Source organism: Marinobacter excellens LAMA 842, assembly GCF_001574445.1.
GTDB classification, from domain to species: domain Bacteria; phylum Pseudomonadota; class Gammaproteobacteria; order Pseudomonadales; family Oleiphilaceae; genus Marinobacter; species Marinobacter shengliensis.
The window spans coordinates 179,174-194,295 of record NZ_LOCO01000002.1 but is presented as its reverse complement, the minus strand read 5'-3'; the positions used below and the strand labels follow the sequence as shown (position 1 = coordinate 194,295).

General features: G+C 57.7%; 14 protein-coding genes. 2 read left to right on the top strand and 12 right to left on the bottom strand.

Annotated elements, in window-relative coordinates:
• Positions 1-4: 4 nt before the first annotated feature.
• The 7 genes from prpC to J122_RS02985 form a co-directional block, all read right to left on the bottom strand.
• The gene (gene prpC / locus J122_RS03015; RefSeq protein WP_061331058.1) at positions 5-1,138 is read right to left on the bottom strand and encodes a 2-methylcitrate synthase; all 1,134 of its coding nucleotides are present in this window, start codon (positions 1,136-1,138) and stop codon (positions 5-7) included.
• Between the two features lie 192 nt (positions 1,139-1,330).
• On the bottom strand, positions 1,331-2,218 hold the full coding sequence (prpB, locus tag J122_RS03010) for a methylisocitrate lyase (RefSeq protein ID WP_061331057.1): 888 nt from the start codon (positions 2,216-2,218) through the stop codon (positions 1,331-1,333).
• An 18-nt stretch (positions 2,219-2,236) separates the two neighbouring features.
• On the bottom strand, positions 2,237-2,917 hold the full coding sequence (locus J122_RS03005; RefSeq protein ID WP_058089623.1) for a GntR family transcriptional regulator: 681 nt from the start codon (positions 2,915-2,917) through the stop codon (positions 2,237-2,239).
• A 78-nt stretch (positions 2,918-2,995) separates the two neighbouring features.
• The gene (mdoH, locus tag J122_RS03000; protein WP_061331056.1) at positions 2,996-5,110 is read right to left on the bottom strand and encodes a glucans biosynthesis glucosyltransferase MdoH; all 2,115 of its coding nucleotides are present in this window, start codon (positions 5,108-5,110) and stop codon (positions 2,996-2,998) included.
• A complete protein-coding gene (locus J122_RS02995) occupies positions 5,097-5,360 on the bottom strand; it encodes a hypothetical protein (protein WP_058089622.1) in 264 nt (87 codons plus the stop codon). Before J122_RS02995 ends, mdoH begins: the two co-directional genes overlap by 14 nt.
• A gap of 13 nt (positions 5,361-5,373) precedes the next feature.
• Positions 5,374-6,912 (bottom strand): glucan biosynthesis protein G, encoded by a 1,539-nt coding sequence (locus J122_RS02990; protein ID WP_061331055.1) that lies wholly within the window; start codon positions 6,910-6,912, stop codon positions 5,374-5,376.
• A gap of 89 nt (positions 6,913-7,001) precedes the next feature.
• Complete coding sequence (locus J122_RS02985) at positions 7,002-8,210, bottom strand: ShlB/FhaC/HecB family hemolysin secretion/activation protein (protein ID WP_061331054.1); 1,209 nt, start codon at positions 8,208-8,210, stop codon at positions 7,002-7,004.
• A 317-nt stretch (positions 8,211-8,527) separates the two neighbouring features.
• Here J122_RS02985 and galU point away from each other — a divergent pair, with 317 nt between their 5' ends.
• Positions 8,528-9,364, top strand: a complete 837-nt coding sequence (galU, locus tag J122_RS02980; RefSeq protein WP_061331053.1) for a UTP--glucose-1-phosphate uridylyltransferase GalU — start codon at positions 8,528-8,530, stop codon at positions 9,362-9,364.
• Positions 9,365-9,382: 18 nt separating this feature from the next.
• Here the strand turns inward: galU and J122_RS02975 are convergent, their stop codons facing one another.
• Positions 9,383-9,799, bottom strand: coding sequence for a helix-turn-helix domain-containing protein (locus J122_RS02975; RefSeq protein WP_061331052.1), 417 nt, complete (start codon positions 9,797-9,799; stop codon positions 9,383-9,385).
• Positions 9,800-9,918: 119 nt separating this feature from the next.
• Between J122_RS02975 and J122_RS02970 the strand changes: the two genes are divergently transcribed.
• Positions 9,919-10,785: a RibD family protein gene (locus tag J122_RS02970; RefSeq protein ID WP_061331051.1), complete on the top strand. Its 867-nt coding sequence runs from the start codon at positions 9,919-9,921 to the stop codon at positions 10,783-10,785.
• On the opposite strand, the gene J122_RS02965 is transcribed toward J122_RS02970, so the two are convergent.
• The 4 genes from J122_RS02965 to J122_RS02950 are packed head-to-tail and all read right to left on the bottom strand — an operon-like array spanning position 10,786 to position 15,054.
• On the bottom strand, positions 10,786-11,748 hold the full coding sequence (locus J122_RS02965; RefSeq protein ID WP_227510070.1) for a lysylphosphatidylglycerol synthase transmembrane domain-containing protein: 963 nt from the start codon (positions 11,746-11,748) through the stop codon (positions 10,786-10,788).
• Positions 11,745-13,676, bottom strand: a complete 1,932-nt coding sequence (locus tag J122_RS02960) for a glycosyltransferase family 4 protein (protein ID WP_061331050.1) — start codon at positions 13,674-13,676, stop codon at positions 11,745-11,747. Before J122_RS02960 ends, J122_RS02965 begins: the two co-directional genes overlap by 4 nt.
• Positions 13,663-14,061, bottom strand: a complete 399-nt coding sequence (locus J122_RS02955; protein ID WP_061331049.1) for a 6-pyruvoyl trahydropterin synthase family protein — start codon at positions 14,059-14,061, stop codon at positions 13,663-13,665. The genes J122_RS02960 and J122_RS02955 overlap by 14 nt, the downstream gene beginning before the upstream one ends.
• A gap of 9 nt (positions 14,062-14,070) precedes the next feature.
• Positions 14,071-15,054: a zinc-dependent alcohol dehydrogenase gene (locus J122_RS02950; RefSeq protein ID WP_061331048.1), complete on the bottom strand. Its 984-nt coding sequence runs from the start codon at positions 15,052-15,054 to the stop codon at positions 14,071-14,073.
• Positions 15,055-15,122 lie beyond the last annotated feature (68 nt).

The following is a 15,122-nucleotide window of genomic DNA, read 5'->3' as shown; positions in this document are numbered from 1 at the left end:
ATAATCAGCTCCGCTCTTCAATCGGCAACCAATCCTGATGCTCAGGACCAGTGTAGTCCGCGCTCGGGCGGATGATGCGGTTGTTGGCGCGTTGTTCTTTCACGTGGGCGGTCCAGCCGGATACCCGCGACATCACGAAAATGGGGGTGAACAGTTCGGTGGGGATGCCCATGAAGTGATAAGCAGATGCATGGAAGAAGTCGGCGTTGCAGAACAGTTTCTTCTCGCGCCACATGACTTCTTCACAACGCACAGAAACCGGGTACAGCACAGTGTCGCCTACTTCTTTCGCCAGTTTCTCGGACCATTGCTTGATGATGGCGTTGCGCGGGTCGGATTCTTTGTAGATGGCGTGTCCGAAGCCCATGATTTTCTCTTTGCGTTCCAGCATGCCCATCAGGCCGGCTTCGGCCTCTTCCGGCGTCTGGAAACGCTGGATCAGTTCCATGGCCGCTTCGTTGGCACCGCCGTGCAGCGGGCCACGCAGGGAGCCGATGGCGCCGGTTACGCAGCTGTGGATATCAGACAGCGTGGAGGCACAGACACGGGCGGTAAAGGTTGACGCGTTGAACTCGTGCTCCGCATACAGGATCAGGGAGACGTTCATCACCCGCTCGTGCAGCTCGCTGGGCTTCTTGCCGTGCAGCAGTTCCAGGAACAGGCCACCGATGGAGTCGCATTCGCTGTTGGCGGTGTCGATGCGCACGCCTTCGTGGGCGAAGCGGTACCAGTAGGTGATGATGGCCGGGAAGGTGGCCAGCATACGATCAATCTTGTCGTCCTGCTCGCTGAAGTCCTGCTCGGTTTCCAGGTTGCCCAGCATGGAGCAGCCGGTACGCATCACGTCCATGGGGTGAGCGTCTTTGGGGATTTGCTCAAGCACCAGTTTCAGGGCGTCTGGCAGGTTGCGAAGGCTTTTGAGCTTGGCTTTGTAGGCGTCCAGCTCGGCCTGGTTTGGCAGTTTGCCGCGTAGTAGCAGGTAGGCTACTTCTTCGAACTGGGCGTTGGCGGCGAGATCGGTTACGTCGTAGCCGCGGTATGTCAAGCCGGTGCCGGTTTTGCCGACGGTACAAAGCGCGGTTTCGCCAGCTACCTGGCCTCGCAGGCCTGCGCCACTAAGTTTCTTTGCTTCAGCCATGTTGGTCTCCCGTTGTTTCTGATTTTTCTGTTAATGAGTCTGACCCACTTTTACCTCGGTCATTCTCCGGAGTCCGCTGTTCCAAAATGGGGTCAGTCCCCATTCGGGGACAGACCCCTTACTCCGGAGTCAGCTGTTCCAAAGTGGGGTCGGTCCCCGTTCGGGGACAGACCCCTTGGGACAGCCCCCTTATTAGTCCTTTTTCTGAGCAAACAGCTGGTCCAGCTTTTGTTCGAAGTCGTGGTAGTTGAGGAAATCGTACAGTTCCATTCGGGTTTGCATCAGGTCTACCACGTCTTTCTGGTCGCCTTTTTCCAGGATGTTCTGGTACACGGCCAGGGCGGCTTTGTTCATGGCGCGGAAGGCGCTCAGGGGGTACAGAACCATGGCGGCGCCGGCTTCGGCCAGTTCGGAGCGGTTGTACAGCGGGGTGGCGCCGAATTCGGTGATGTTGGCCAGGATCGGGGCGTCGATGGCTTCTGCGAAGGCTTTGTAGTCGCTCAGTTCGTGAACGGCTTCGGCGAAGATGCCGTCGGCACCAGCTTCGATGCAGGCTTTGGCGCGGTCGATGGCGGCTTCCAGGCCTTCTTTCTGGAAGGCGTCGGTGCGGGCCATGATGAAGAAGTCTTTGTCCTGGCGGGCATCGGCAGCAGCCTTGATGCGGTCGACCATCTCTTCTTTGGACACAATCTCTTTGTTCGGACGGTGGCCACAGCGCTTCTGGGCAACCTGGTCTTCAATATGCACAGCCGCAGCGCCGGCGCGTTCCATTTCACGAATGGTGCGGCCGATGTTGAACGCGCCACCCCAGCCGGTGTCGATATCAACCAGCAGCGGCACTTCTGTGGCGGCAGTGATGCGGCGCACGTCTTCAACAACGTCGTTCATGGTGGTCATGCCCAGATCCGGCAGGCCATAGGAGGCGTTGGCGACGCCACCACCCGACAAATAGATGGCCTGGTGCCCTACCCGCTCCGCCATCATGGCGGTGTATGCGTTGATGGTACCAACGATCTGCAGTGGATGGTTTTCTTTCAGGGCCTTGCGGAAACGAGCGCCCGGGGAGAGTTGGTTAGCCATGGGACATTACCTCTTGGATCAGATTGTTAACACGCCTTGCTGAATCTTTTGTTCGATATTCTGGCGTGCGGCATTGATGTGTCTTTTCATAAGGAATTCGGCGAGTTCGCCATCGCGCTGGGCAATGGCTTCGACGATACGGCGGTGTTCACCCAGCGCCATGTGTGGGCGCCCGGCGGAGGTGCTTAACCGGTAACGGTACATGCGCACCATGTAATACAGATCACCCAGCAGCATCTGGGCCAGCTTGGTGTTGCGGCTGCCGGTGGCAATCCGGTGGTGGAAATCGTAGTCACCCTCGGCCTGGTAATAGGCCTGGCCCTGGGCTTCTTCAATCATTTTCTCGTGACTATCCAGTGTAGCTTTCAGGTCGCGGATTTCCTCATCGGTCATCCGTTCGGCGGCCTGGCGGGCAGCCAACCCTTCCATAACTTCACGAATTCGGTACAGCTCCAGCAGCTCTTCAGCACTGACAGATACCACTTTCACACCAGCATGGGGCCGGCGCACCAGCAAACCACGGGACTCAAGGCGGCCAAGCGCCTCTCTCAGGGGACCACGGGTGAGATTAAAGCGGGAGCAGAGTTCGACTTCGCCGATCTTTTCACCGGGCGCGAGGTCACCCATCACGATGGCGGTTTGCAGACAATCAAAGGCTTCATCTGCACGAGTATGTACTTGGGCCGGAGCTTGAACCATTTTTTGTTAACAATCCAATGAGTGATGCTGGTGAAATTACGCCCAACAAACCGGATTGTCAACAATAGAACCTCTATCTTAAGTCGTATTGTCTACAGTCTGGTTGAGTCGCCTTTCTACGAACGCCTGTACGCGTGCGCCCCAGAACGACGAAACCGGAGCATTCCAAGCACATTTATGCAAGTCAGCAAGAGCCTGGGCATCCTCCAGGGCAAGAGAAAGCGCCTTCTTATCCATCGTCGGGTAGCCGGATTTCACGCATTGTTCGACGGCCGCATCTATCGATCCCCGTTTCGCCCCCCGGGCCTTGGGCCGGGCAAGGTGCCGATGAAGGCGGTTAGCCGGCGGCACAATGATCGCCCGCTCCAACGGTGTCAGTTCCTGATCCACGGACAGCCGTTCTCGCAACTTCCGTGCGTCTTCCAGTAACGGGATCGGGGTCAGGGTGTCTGGTATCTGTAACAGGTGATATCGCCCCAGAGCTTCTCCTTTGCTGATCCGACTCAGCCAGACCGTCGTTGGTGCCGCCAGTATCAGCGGTACCGAAACAGGCAAGGACCAATAGAAAAACATAGGGTCGAGTGCCATCGCGAACAATGACCAACCACCACCAACCAGAAAACCTGGCAGATGCTGTACCAGCGCATCCCGCCAGCGAATCTCTTCTGTTCGGTTCTGGGCCGCCCAGCCCAGTCGGAGGTTTAACAGCGCCGAGACAACGAATCGGCTATGGGCCAACATCCGGATGGGCGCCAGGAGCACGGAAACCATGATCTCCAGAAAAACACTGATCAAAAGGCGCGCCCCCCCTCCATACCTTCTCAATTCGCCTTTCAGGACGACATCCGCAACGGCCAGAAACTTTGGTAAAAAAAGAAGGGCCAGCGTACTGGTCACAAGGAGAATCGCCCACTCGGGCCGCCACTCGGGCCATAGAGGGAAAAGACTTTCATGACCGTCCGGGAAGTAATCTATCGGAGCCAGGGTAAGCTGTACGGCGGCAATCGTGGTCAACACCAGAAAGGCCAGCCACAACGGCGAGGCCGCGTAAGCCATGATGCCGTTCAGGAACGCCAGACGGTGAGCCATTCGGAGCTTCGGTGCCAGCAGCATAAGAAAGGCATGCTGCAGATTTCCCTTCGACCAACGCTGATCCCGGGCAAGCTCATCATCCAGTGTTGGAGGGGATTCTTCATAGCTATGGGCCAACGTCGGTTCCAGCCACACTTCGTATCCTGCCCGCCCCAGAAACGCCGCTTCCACGAAATCGTGGCTCATGATCGGCCCGCGCCAGATGCCAAACCCTGACAACTTACGCAACCCACAGTGAGACATGAATGGCGCCACGCGAATGATCGCGTTGTGGCCCCAGAAGACCGCATCGCCCATCTGTATGGCCGCCAGCCCGGTGGCAAACAACGGCGAGTAGAGCCTGCTGGCGAACTGTTGAATTCTGGCGAAAGCCGACTGGCCGTTAATCACTGTCGGTGCGCTTTGCAGGATGCCAACCCTTGGCTCAAGGTTCATCAAACGAACCATTTTCCTGATGGTGTCGCCGGCTAACAGGCTGTCTGCATCCAGAACAACCATATATTCATACCCTCGACCCCAGCGACGCAGGAAATCTGCGACATTACCGCTTTTGAAGTTCAGGTTAACCCGACGTCTACGGTAAAAAATCCTCCCTTCTGCCCCCAGCTCTGTTACCAACCGGTACCAGGCGGCCTGCTCCTCCAGCCAGACCTCAGGGTCCTGGCTGTCCGACAGGATAAAGAAATCAAACTGGTCGAGCTCTCCGCTGCGCTCAAGATCCCGGTACACGGCCTTGAGGCCTTCCAGAGTCCACCTCACCGGCTCGTGATAGATCGGCATTACCACAGCCGTCCGGGAAAGCGGCGCTGCGTCAATTTCAGGGGAGGAATGGCGGTTAATCAGGGAGTGTCGGTCACCACCCAACAACCGGAGAACAAAGCCGTATACCGCCATCCAGAAACCAAACGAAATCCAGACGTACAACAGGGCGAAAAGAAGGACGATACCGACTTCCACGGGCGTGCCCCCATGGTAAGGCAGCACCTGCAGAAGCAAATTGCCGGCAATCAGGGTCTGGCCGCCAACCAGCAAGATCAGCGCACACCGCCTGACCGCTGCCCGCAGACGCCACGTTCTGCACTTTTGCTCAGGATGAGCCATGAGCGTAGTACCCGATACTGCCACGCTGGAATGGTGGGGCAACCTTGGGCAGTGCGTCCTCCGCAATCCGGAAGTAATGAGGAATGCGTTCAAGGAGCCAGTCAAAATCCTCAGGCTGTGCGGCCGACTGCTGTAAATCCGAGAGCATCTTAAGGGCAGTGTCGAACGTGGCGGTATTCAATTCCAACCCACAGGCTTCAAGGTACACAAGCAGGCGCCCGAGTAACTGATACTGGTTCATGGCATCCATACCGTTCCCCCTGTTATCGCTGACTTCCCGGACCGACACCTGGCGGTAATGAGTAAGTCCAGGTTTCGGTGACCACCTGGTCATCTAACTCCAGATAACCGCGCAACTGCAGAATACTGTCTTTCGCAGGCCTCGCTAATATCGACAGGCGCCACTTATTCTCGGGCTGCACCCATTCAACAAAATGCTCGAGAACCTCGACACCATCGCCACCTGAGACCTTGCTGACCACCGGCGCATCGGGCTCGATGTCTGCAAGCTGGCCGCCTGCAAAGTCAACCAGAACACGGTAAGCACCGGACTGATCACCACCGCCAATGCGATCACCGGCGCCGATGAACGTATTGACAGCCTTCCCGCCCGGATGGCGGGCAACATCTGGCCCACCGAATGTCATGGAATACTCAAGCGACCGCTCTGCCCCACCGGTAACCTTATCGTCGGGACTCCAGAACGCCACTATATTGTCGTTGGTTTCATCGTCGGTCGGGATTTCCACCAAGACAACGTCACCCGCTCCCCAGTCATCGTCCATCGAAACCCAGGCACTGGGACGGCGCTCGTAACGGGCTTCCAGATCTTCAAAATGGCGGAATTCCGTATCTCGCTGTATCAGCCCGAATCCGGCAATGCGACTGGTCTGATGGAAACTCGTGGCAAGTCTTTTGGGATTGATAAGTGGGCGCCATAGCCACTCTCCGGATTCGCCGTCGTGAATGAGCAGGCCATCGGAGTCGTGTACTTGCGGTCGCCACTCGCCGTCAGGTCGCGGAGTATTCTCACCATAAAAGAACATGGAGGTAAGCGGGGCCAGTCCGAGCAATTCAATGTCGTCACGGATAAACAGCCTGGCTTTCACATCAAGTCGGGTCTCTTCTCCTGGATAGACCGTAAACTGGTAGGCCCCGGTCAGTGACGGACCATCAAGCAGGGCGTAAACCCGCATCTCTTCGCTGTTACGTGCAGGGCGCACCAGCCAGAAGTCTGTGAAGTCAGGAAACTGCTCACCAGAAGGCAATCCGGTGTCAACCGCCACACCTCGGGCCGACAAACCAAAGGCGGTGTCCTTGCTGACACCCCGGAAGTAGCTGGCCCCGGCAAAAACCAGAAACTGGTTGGCGATGTCCGGGCCATCGAAAGGAAAGGTTAGTTTGAAGCCGGCGTAACCGAGATCTGCGGGTACCCGCTTGCTCAACTCACTATCGGGCATGTTGAACAGGCTTTTATCGAATTCCAGCTTGCTGACACCTTCGGCATCCACAACGTATATATTGACCGGGCGCGTGTAGAACTTCCCGGCCGGAACAAGCATTACCTGAAACTTCGATGACGCCTCTTTCCACAGGTTTTTCTCGGGATCAAACCGGATCGACTGATAGTCCTGATAGCTGAGATTCCGCATAAAATCCGGGATGGTGTCGGGAGCCTGGTAAGCTGAACCAGCCCGTTCACGAGCCTGCTCCACCACATCCTCAAACCGGAACTCGGCTGCCGTCACTGTGGTGAATGACATCAAACCCAGAACCACAAGCCATACTGTCCCTGAGCGCATAGATCCTTCCTCAGTCCACGGGTGATTACTTCAATCTAGCATCAGGGCGGAGGGAATCTACAAGTGACAACTTCGTAAGCGATCAGACACTATATTTTTAAGCTCATGGAAAGCCGCACATCCGGGTGGTCCGGAACAACAATGGCTTCGGTGGTTGTTCCAAGTACCCGGCCAACGCTGACATCAGCACTGAACTTGCGAGCAGTAAGGCCGAGGGACAATTCCCCGGACGTGACGTGGCCCGACTGGTCCTGCTGGAACGATACGTCGGGAACCCAGCCCCGCAGCACCGACAGCCTGACACTGGACAGCATTTGGGGGAAAAACGGCACGTTAAAGGTGGGGCTGCGGCTACCGAGCCGCAGCCAGCCACCCTCCGCCACACTCAGGGATTGGCCGCTAAAACCCGTCGAAAGCGCTGAGCCAGCAACCTGCAGACGGTGAGATCCGGGAATGTCCGCAGAAGCAATTTGATATTGCCCTTCAAGATCCCATTGCCAGTCCAGCATTTCCCGGTCCAGGGACGCCGTAAACAACATTCGCCCGAACTGATCGTCCTGGGAATCCTGATAACCAACCGCCGTGCGTTCCGCCTCTGTCTCAATGCCAGTGACAGCCCTGAATCCACTGGAGAGACTGAAGCCGCCCACCAGGTCATGGCGCCCCAGGGCTTCAAAGCCCAGGGTGGATACCTCGTAGTGATTTCTGTGGTTTTCATCGCTCTGCCGGGTCCACGAACGGGTTAAAGAGTTATACCCTGCCCGCCCCCGGATACTGTAACCGCTGACGGAGAACAGCGGCCGGCTTCCGGTTACGGCCACGTCGCGAATTCGGCCGGCCTTCTGATAGCGGGCCCCCTCAACCCTCGACACTTCATCATAGGCGGTGTTGGTCAGCTCCATTCTCAGCTGGTTGCGCCCCACCGGCAAGCCATAGCCAAACCCAAGGACCTTGCGCTCGTTACTGACTCGATAAGTCTTGGAGTCCGCGTATCGAAGATCAGCCCGATGACTTTCACCGAACATATTCTTCAACCCAAGGTTCAGCGTGCCGTCAAGGCGATCTGAATCGTCGTTGGTACGTCCTGAAAACTCGAATTTCGACCGTAGCCAATGCTCGCGGGTGGCTTTCAAACGGTCCTGAGCAAACAGGGCTTCCTGGGTGCTGAGAGCATTCTGCTCGGAGAGTGAAAGCTCGCTGGCACCCCCCTGCACCGAAAATACAGCCAGTGCGCACGAAAACAGTGCAATGGAGCTCAGTTGAGGGCCGTGCCGTTTTGCGACCAGCGGATGTGCCATTCAGTACCCGTAGAAGTGTCAAGATCGTGTAAATGTGCTGAAGCTTTGCCACTTTAAATTATGGAGAGCCGGGCAACCACCCTTGTCATCATAATTTTACAATTTTAATGTTTACTTAAATCAGTGTCTTAGTGCGCCAACTGAAACTATTTTCGAGATATTTCAATCGCTCAGCGGAAGTAGGAAACAGGTCACAGAATTACCAACAATCAACATTCAGAAATGAAATCCTCCAACTCGCGAAACAACTTGGTTACACTTGGCACACTTTGTGGGACGGCTCCCAGCATGCAAGATTCAAACTAAGGATGAACACCATGATCAAAAAGTGCCTTTTCCCGGTAGCCGGCTACGGCACCCGCTTTCTCCCGGCCACCAAGGCCATGCCGAAAGAGATCCTGCCAATCGTTAACAAGCCGCTGGTTCAGTACGGCGTAGAGGAAGCTGCCGAAGCCGGAATCCACGAATTCGGCTTTGTAACGGGCCGCGGCAAGCGTGCCATCGAGGATCACTTCGACATCAGCTACGAGTTGGAGCACCAGATTGCCGGAACCGGAAAAGAAGGCCTGCTAACCTCCATTCGCGACCTGATCACCAACAACACCTTTGCCTTCACCCGTCAGAACGAGATGAAAGGCCTGGGGCATGCCATTCTGACTGGCCGCAACCTGGTGGGTGACAACCCATTCGCGGTGGTGCTGGCTGATGACTTCTGTGTGGGGCCGGAAGGCGAGGACGGTGTTCTGGCGCAGATGGTGAAACTGTACAACCAGTTCCGCTGCTCCATCGTGGCTATCGAAGAAGTGCCGCAGGATGAAACCCACAAATACGGGGTGATTGCCGGCGAGTCCATGAAAGACGGCCTGTACCGCATTACCGACATGGTGGAAAAGCCGGCTCCGGAGGACGCGCCCAGCAACCTCGCCATCATTGGCCGGTACATTCTGACACCGGATATCTTCGATATTATCGAACGCACCCCTCCGGGCAAGAACGGCGAGGTCCAGATTACCGATGCACTGCTGGAGCAAGCGAAGAACGGTTGCGTACTGGCGTACCAGTTCAAGGGCCAGCGTTTTGACTGCGGCAGCATTGACGGCTTTGTGGAAGCCACCAACTACGTTTACGAGAATATCTACAAAAAAGGCAAGTAACCTGGCTTACCGGGGCGGTTAACGCCCCAGCAGCTGAAGGACCATGCGCCGGTTTTCCGCGGTTGCCTTGCGGAACCGGCGCAGCAGTTCCAACTCTTCCTCTGATAGCTGCAATCGGTTCAGCTCCCGTTCCAGCTCTTTCAACGCTACAGACAAATCATCGCTGTTACTGAACGCCAGCCCCGGCAACTCCAGCTGACCGCTGTCACCGCCATCATCCATATCCAGCAGTTGATCCAACGGCGTTTCGGTTTTCAGACACACATCCAGCAGTTCACTGACGCCCGGATAGCTCCGTTGCTTGGGATCTGTGGCCTCCCAGCTGCCTACCCGGGCTTCGTCCACTCCGCACATATCGGCCACATCCGCCAAAGACAGCTGCCCGGTCTGCCGGAGTTGCCGCAAGCGGCGATGAAAGGACTGCAGGTACCGCATAGCTCAGTGTCCCTGAAAAATTGGCTGGAAAAGTGAATCAATCCGGAAATGTATCGTACATATAGCTTTGCACACAATCTGCCTATACTGAAACCACAAAACCAACAAACGGGAACGCCATGGCCACCCTGGATACAGACACTGCCTGGAAGCTCATACTGAATGCCAGCAACCGCAGCAATGTCACCCTTCCCCTGCCGGGAACCAGCCAACCAGCGCTGCGGATTAACGGCAAGAGCTGGGAGTTGGTGCATCAGGCAACCGAAGATGCCAGGAATCTGATATCGCTGTTCCTGCCCCTGTGCCAGCCCATCAAGCGCCCGGCGGGTAACCATGTGATTGGTCAGCTTGGTCAGAGCCTGGACGGCCGCATTGCCACCGTAACCGGTTGCTCCCGTTTCATTAATGGTGACGACGGAATCACCCATCTCCATCGTATTCGTGCTCTGTGCGATGCGGTAGTGGTTGGCGCCGGCACCGCCGCCACAGACAATCCACGCCTGACCGTACGCCGCGCGAATGGGCCCAACCCGACACGGGTGGTGATCGATCGCCATGGCCGGGTTCCTACCAGCCACCACCTGTTTACCGACAACGCAGCACCCACACTGCATCTGGTTGCCGGTGAATACGATCCGGCCCAAACGCCCGCCCGCATCGGCCAGGTAACCACTGTTCCCTGTCTCGGTGCTGCCGACAACCCTTCACCGGTGCCACCGGAGCATATTCTTCAAGTATTACAGGACTACGGACTTCGCAAAATCTTTATTGAGGGCGGCGGTGTAACCGTTTCATCCTTCCTCAAAGCAGGGCTGTTAGACAGACTTCATGTCATGGTGGCTCCGATGATCATCGGCAGTGGCCGGCCGGCATTCTCGCTGCCGGAAATCGACCAACTGGATGATGCCCTGCGCCCGCGGGCCCAGCTGGTTAATCTGGGCAGTGACATGCTGTTCGACCTGGCCTTCGAGAGGCGCTGGAATTGATCAGGCGCGTTTGAGAAGCACCAGCGCCCCCGGCCAGCTGGCCAGGAAGATCAACGCACCGTAACCAATACTGATCGCCACCCCCTGCTCTGCCGGTAACCCAACCGCGGGCCAAAGCAGGGCGGCTGCGCCTTCACGGACACCCCAGCCAGACACCGTTATTGGGACCACCATCGCCAGAAGCAATAGCAGACACAGGGCTGCGGTCAGAAAAAGGCTGCTGGCATCGGCGGCTAATCCCATTCCAAACGCCAACAACACAAACACCGTTAAATAGGTGCCTAGAACGGCAAGGGAAGTAAACAACTGCACCGAACCATTGCGCCAACCTGCAAATGCCCGCTTGAGATCGGCACCCAGGCGCCCAAGGTACCGCCGCAGTGAGGCAAGCCGACCACTGACCCACAGCAGCCAGGTTCCAATGCCCACCAGCAGAGGAGGCAACAGCCAGTATGCCGGGTTCAGGGATATCCTGATGGGCAGCGGTTGACTGCTAAAAGCGCCCACACGCCAAAGCACAACCACAGCGAGTAAGACCACCGGAAACAACACCAACTGCCCGGACAGCCGTTCAAGAACAACCGCATGAACCGCCGAAAGCTGCCCCGAGCGCTCGTGAGCTCCCTGCCCGTGGGCCCGGCTGTGTCGCCAGGCCCGATTCACATCGCCCATAACGCCACCCGGCAGCACCTGATTCAGAAAGGTGGCCAGGTAATACTCCCGAACGGCAAAGGTCATCGGCACAGAAACACCTAGCCTGCCGGCGGTGTAACGCCAACGCCAGGCGGACAACACCACCTGCAAGACAGAAACCACCAGGGCCAGGGCGATCAGTGAGGGCGGAATGGATCGGAGCCTGGCTATCAAACCGGACAGGTCCACAAACCGTAACACCAGCACCAGGATAATAAGGGTCGCAGCCCACCGAAGCAGCAGCTTTGGCCATGGCCGCTGGCGCATCATGCCGGTAAACCTGAGTCGGGTAACCCGAGTAGGTCCAGGTGATCAACCACCACCCGCAGTTCGTAACGGGCCAACTGATCCTGCCGGTCTGCCAGCCAGGTTCTGATCTCAGCCTCCGCAGCCGGGTTCTGCTGGCAGGCGGCATCCGCCCAACCAGTCATTAGCATGGTGATCAACTCAGCACTCGCGCCGCCCTGGCCCGGGCTGAGATGCCATTGGCTCTGCTCTACCGTGACGGTATAACCTGCCTCACGCAGCAGTTTCTCCAAAACCCCGGTTGCTTCGGGACCCAATGCCGCTCCGCTGCCTTTATCGCCATGCTGGTGCTGATTCACCAGCTCCTGTACCAGGGCGTCGGAGGCATGGGAAGGCGCCAGTTCAAAGTGCCCGCTGTAGCTAATCACCACCAGAACACCCGCCCGCCTTCGCACCACGGCACTGGAAAAGGCGCGAAGCCAGTGTTCAGAGACCAGGTCAATCAGGGCCGATGCCGTGACCAAGGTGGCATCCTCTGGCAATAGCTCATCCAGGTTGTGCGGGGTTAGCTCCCGCATCATGGGAGCCGCTGGGGCGTCCAGTGCCCCAACCCGACGGCAGGCCAGCCCCAGAAGATGCTGATCCGGTTCAATCAATGTCCACCGCTGGGGCACCGGCAAACGGGGAATCAGATAAACGGGGTTAGAGCCCCGCCCACTGCCTATATCCACCAGATGCAACGGATCACCGGCCGGTTTTCCAGCGGCTTTCGTGTTGTATTCCACGGTTAGCCAGTTTGCCAGCGCATCCGTCAAGGCCCGGCTTCTGGCAGCATGATCCGCGGGCTCCCGGGCTTCCAGCCACTGGCCAGAGAATCTTGCAGGATCACCCTCGTCGCTGATGCCCAGACTGCCGAGGAATTCCCTTGTGGTATCTGACCACTGGCGAATATCTGACCGATGGGCCCGCGCACGTCGCGCCAGATCCGAAAAATCTGCGGTATTCGTCAGGAGAGAGCAAAGCTCTGACGCCAGGACCTTCACATTGCCAGCCGGAAAATTCCGGGCTCCGGGTTTGCTGGTGGTCAACGCCAGCGCGCCGCCATCGGAAGACAACACCGGCAAGCCCGCGGCCAGGGCTTCATCGATGACCATGCCATAGCCTTCGTAGAGCGACGGAAACACGAACAGATCCGCCCGGCGGTAGGCCTCCTCCAGCGCGGGTTCCGATAGCTCTCCCAGAAGCTGAATACGATCAGCCAGTCCGTGCCGGGCGATGGCACTGCGAACGGCCAGCGCATAGTCCGGATCACGATCCTCCGCCCCCACCAGGGTGCATTGCCACGGCAGTTCCTGCAAAGTGGCGAGGGCATCGACCAGTTGGTGCTGCGCCTTCCGGGGGGAAAGATGCCCCACGCACAAGAGCCTCATGGGCTTGTCCAAGTGGTCGCGCTCCATCTGGAAGAACAGGGCGTCCACGGCCGGCTGCGCCGTCGTAATCTTCCAGGACGGCACACCATAATCCTGTTGCACACGGCGGGCAGTGTACTCACTGGTCGTGACCACCCTGCTGACCTGGGCCAGGGACTGCCTTTCAGCTTCCCGAAACCAGGCCTGTTGCTCCTGGGATAGCCCGGTCTCATCCGCCAGCGGGTGGTGTACCAGCGCCACAAGCTGCAAGCGTGTGCGGTGGCGCTCCAGCACGTCTGGCATGGCCCCCATGGCTAGCCCGTCAAGCACCACCAACGTGTTGTCTGGTAAAGACGTCAGGAACTCTTGCATGGCATTGGTAGCTGTTTGATCCGGTCTCGGAAAGCACCCGGCGAGCCCCTGAACCCGCGCGTTCACCCCGGCCTGGCGCGATGCCGCCACCAGGCGCTGCACATATCGGTACCCACCGGTGTTCTGGTCAGGATCACCGGGAACCACAAACCATAGGTCAGATGCCGGCATGGTAACTGGCCCAGGCCAGGTGCGACTCGCCCAAAGTCACTTTAAGGCCGGCAACCTGCCGGCCCTCTTCACCAAGGCGGCCAGCATGGATGGCAGCAGCCATGCGATTAAACACGACTTGCGCCATGAATTCCGTGGTGGTGTTCCGGCCTTCGAATTCGGGCAAGTCGTCCAGATTCTTCATGTTGAATTCCGAAAGCACCTCTTTCAGCAGGTCAGACGCCTGGCCAATATCCACAATCAAATCGTTATCGTCCAGCACGTGTCGCTCGAACGTAACGTCTACCACGTAGGTGGCGCCATGGAGCCCTTGGGCCGGTCCAAAGATTTCCCCTTTAAAACTGTGAGCAATCATCATGTGATCGCGAACGGTCAAACTGAACATAGTGTTTCCTCAGGAATAGGTAATTCGATGGCAGAGCGCATCCCCTGCTGGTGATAATAAAGTGCTGGCAACCGCAGGAAGTTCGTCAAACCGGGATTCGCCGCTGATCAGGTTGTCCAGCTCAGGCGCTCTGAGCAACTGAAGGGCAAGCTCAAGCCGCCGTGCATAGTTCCACCGGGGCTGTCTGCGTGGCGGAATCTGCCCTACCTGGCTGGATTTAAGTTCAAGGCGGTTAGGATGAAAGGCATGGCCAAGGGGAACCGTGACCGGTTCGTTGCCATACCAGCTAAGCTCCACAATGCGAGCTTCCGGCCCGGCCATGGACAGGGCTGATGATAACCCCTCGCTCCGGCCGGATGAATGAATCACCAGATCGCAATCACGGGCCGAGGCCTCGGTTGTGAACGGAATCTCCAAAGCCTTGGCAATGTCAGCCCTGGACTCATTGGTATCGACAGCCAGCAGCTGGGTGCCGGGAATCTGTTTGACCAGCCAGGCCACCAAAAGCCCGACTACCCCCAGGCCAACCACGGCAACCCGGTCGCCTACAGCGGGCTCGGCATCCCAGAGACCGTTAATGGCGGTCTCCATATTGGCAGCAAGAATGGCGCGCCCCGGCGGCAGATCGTCTGGCAGTACGGTGACGGCACTGGCCGGCACGCGGTAGTGCCGCTGATGGGGGTAGAGGCAAAATACCCGCTTACCCATAAGGTGCTCTGGCCCATCCTGCACTTCGCCAACATTGGCATAGCCATACTTGACCGGAAACGGAAACTGGCCCTCCTGAAAGGGCGCGCGCATTCGAAGGTATTCGTCCTGTGGAACCCGATTATTGAATACCAGTGATTCCGTGCCCCGGCTGATCCCGGAATACAGCGTGCGCACGGTGACGATCTCTGCCCCGGCACCGTCAGGCCATCCCAGAGTCGCCGGCCGAAGCTCCCCCTGGCCCGGGGCAGTCACCCAAAACGCCTGATTCCCTGATGACGTCATAAACAGTCCATTCTCTTGTTATCTCCGTAAGCAAAAGCATCTACCCCAAACTATAGTCATAGAACGGG

What these genes read in the sequence shown, in the direction of transcription:
- prpC (WP_061331058.1), bottom strand. Translation starts at nt 1,138, where the DNA reads ATGGCTGAAGCAAAGAAACTTAGTGGCGCAGGCCTGCGAGGCCAGGTA.
- prpB (WP_061331057.1), bottom strand. Translation starts at nt 2,218, where the DNA reads ATGGCTAACCAACTCTCCCCGGGCGCTCGTTTCCGCAAGGCCCTGAAA.
- J122_RS03005 (WP_058089623.1), bottom strand. Translation starts at nt 2,917, where the DNA reads ATGGTTCAAGCTCCGGCCCAAGTACATACTCGTGCAGATGAAGCCTTT.
- mdoH (WP_061331056.1), bottom strand. Translation starts at nt 5,110, where the DNA reads ATGGCTCATCCTGAGCAAAAGTGCAGAACGTGGCGTCTGCGGGCAGCG.
- J122_RS02995 (WP_058089622.1), bottom strand. Translation starts at nt 5,360, where the DNA reads ATGGATGCCATGAACCAGTATCAGTTACTCGGGCGCCTGCTTGTGTAC.
- J122_RS02990 (WP_061331055.1), bottom strand. Translation starts at nt 6,912, where the DNA reads ATGCGCTCAGGGACAGTATGGCTTGTGGTTCTGGGTTTGATGTCATTC.
- J122_RS02985 (WP_061331054.1), bottom strand. Translation starts at nt 8,210, where the DNA reads ATGGCACATCCGCTGGTCGCAAAACGGCACGGCCCTCAACTGAGCTCC.
- galU (WP_061331053.1), top strand. Translation starts at nt 8,528, where the DNA reads ATGATCAAAAAGTGCCTTTTCCCGGTAGCCGGCTACGGCACCCGCTTT.
- J122_RS02975 (WP_061331052.1), bottom strand. Translation starts at nt 9,799, where the DNA reads ATGCGGTACCTGCAGTCCTTTCATCGCCGCTTGCGGCAACTCCGGCAG.
- J122_RS02970 (WP_061331051.1), top strand. Translation starts at nt 9,919, where the DNA reads ATGGCCACCCTGGATACAGACACTGCCTGGAAGCTCATACTGAATGCC.
- J122_RS02965 (WP_227510070.1), bottom strand. Translation starts at nt 11,748, where the DNA reads ATGATGCGCCAGCGGCCATGGCCAAAGCTGCTGCTTCGGTGGGCTGCG.
- J122_RS02960 (WP_061331050.1), bottom strand. Translation starts at nt 13,676, where the DNA reads ATGCCGGCATCTGACCTATGGTTTGTGGTTCCCGGTGATCCTGACCAG.
- J122_RS02955 (WP_061331049.1), bottom strand. Translation starts at nt 14,061, where the DNA reads ATGTTCAGTTTGACCGTTCGCGATCACATGATGATTGCTCACAGTTTT.
- J122_RS02950 (WP_061331048.1), bottom strand. Translation starts at nt 15,054, where the DNA reads ATGACGTCATCAGGGAATCAGGCGTTTTGGGTGACTGCCCCGGGCCAG.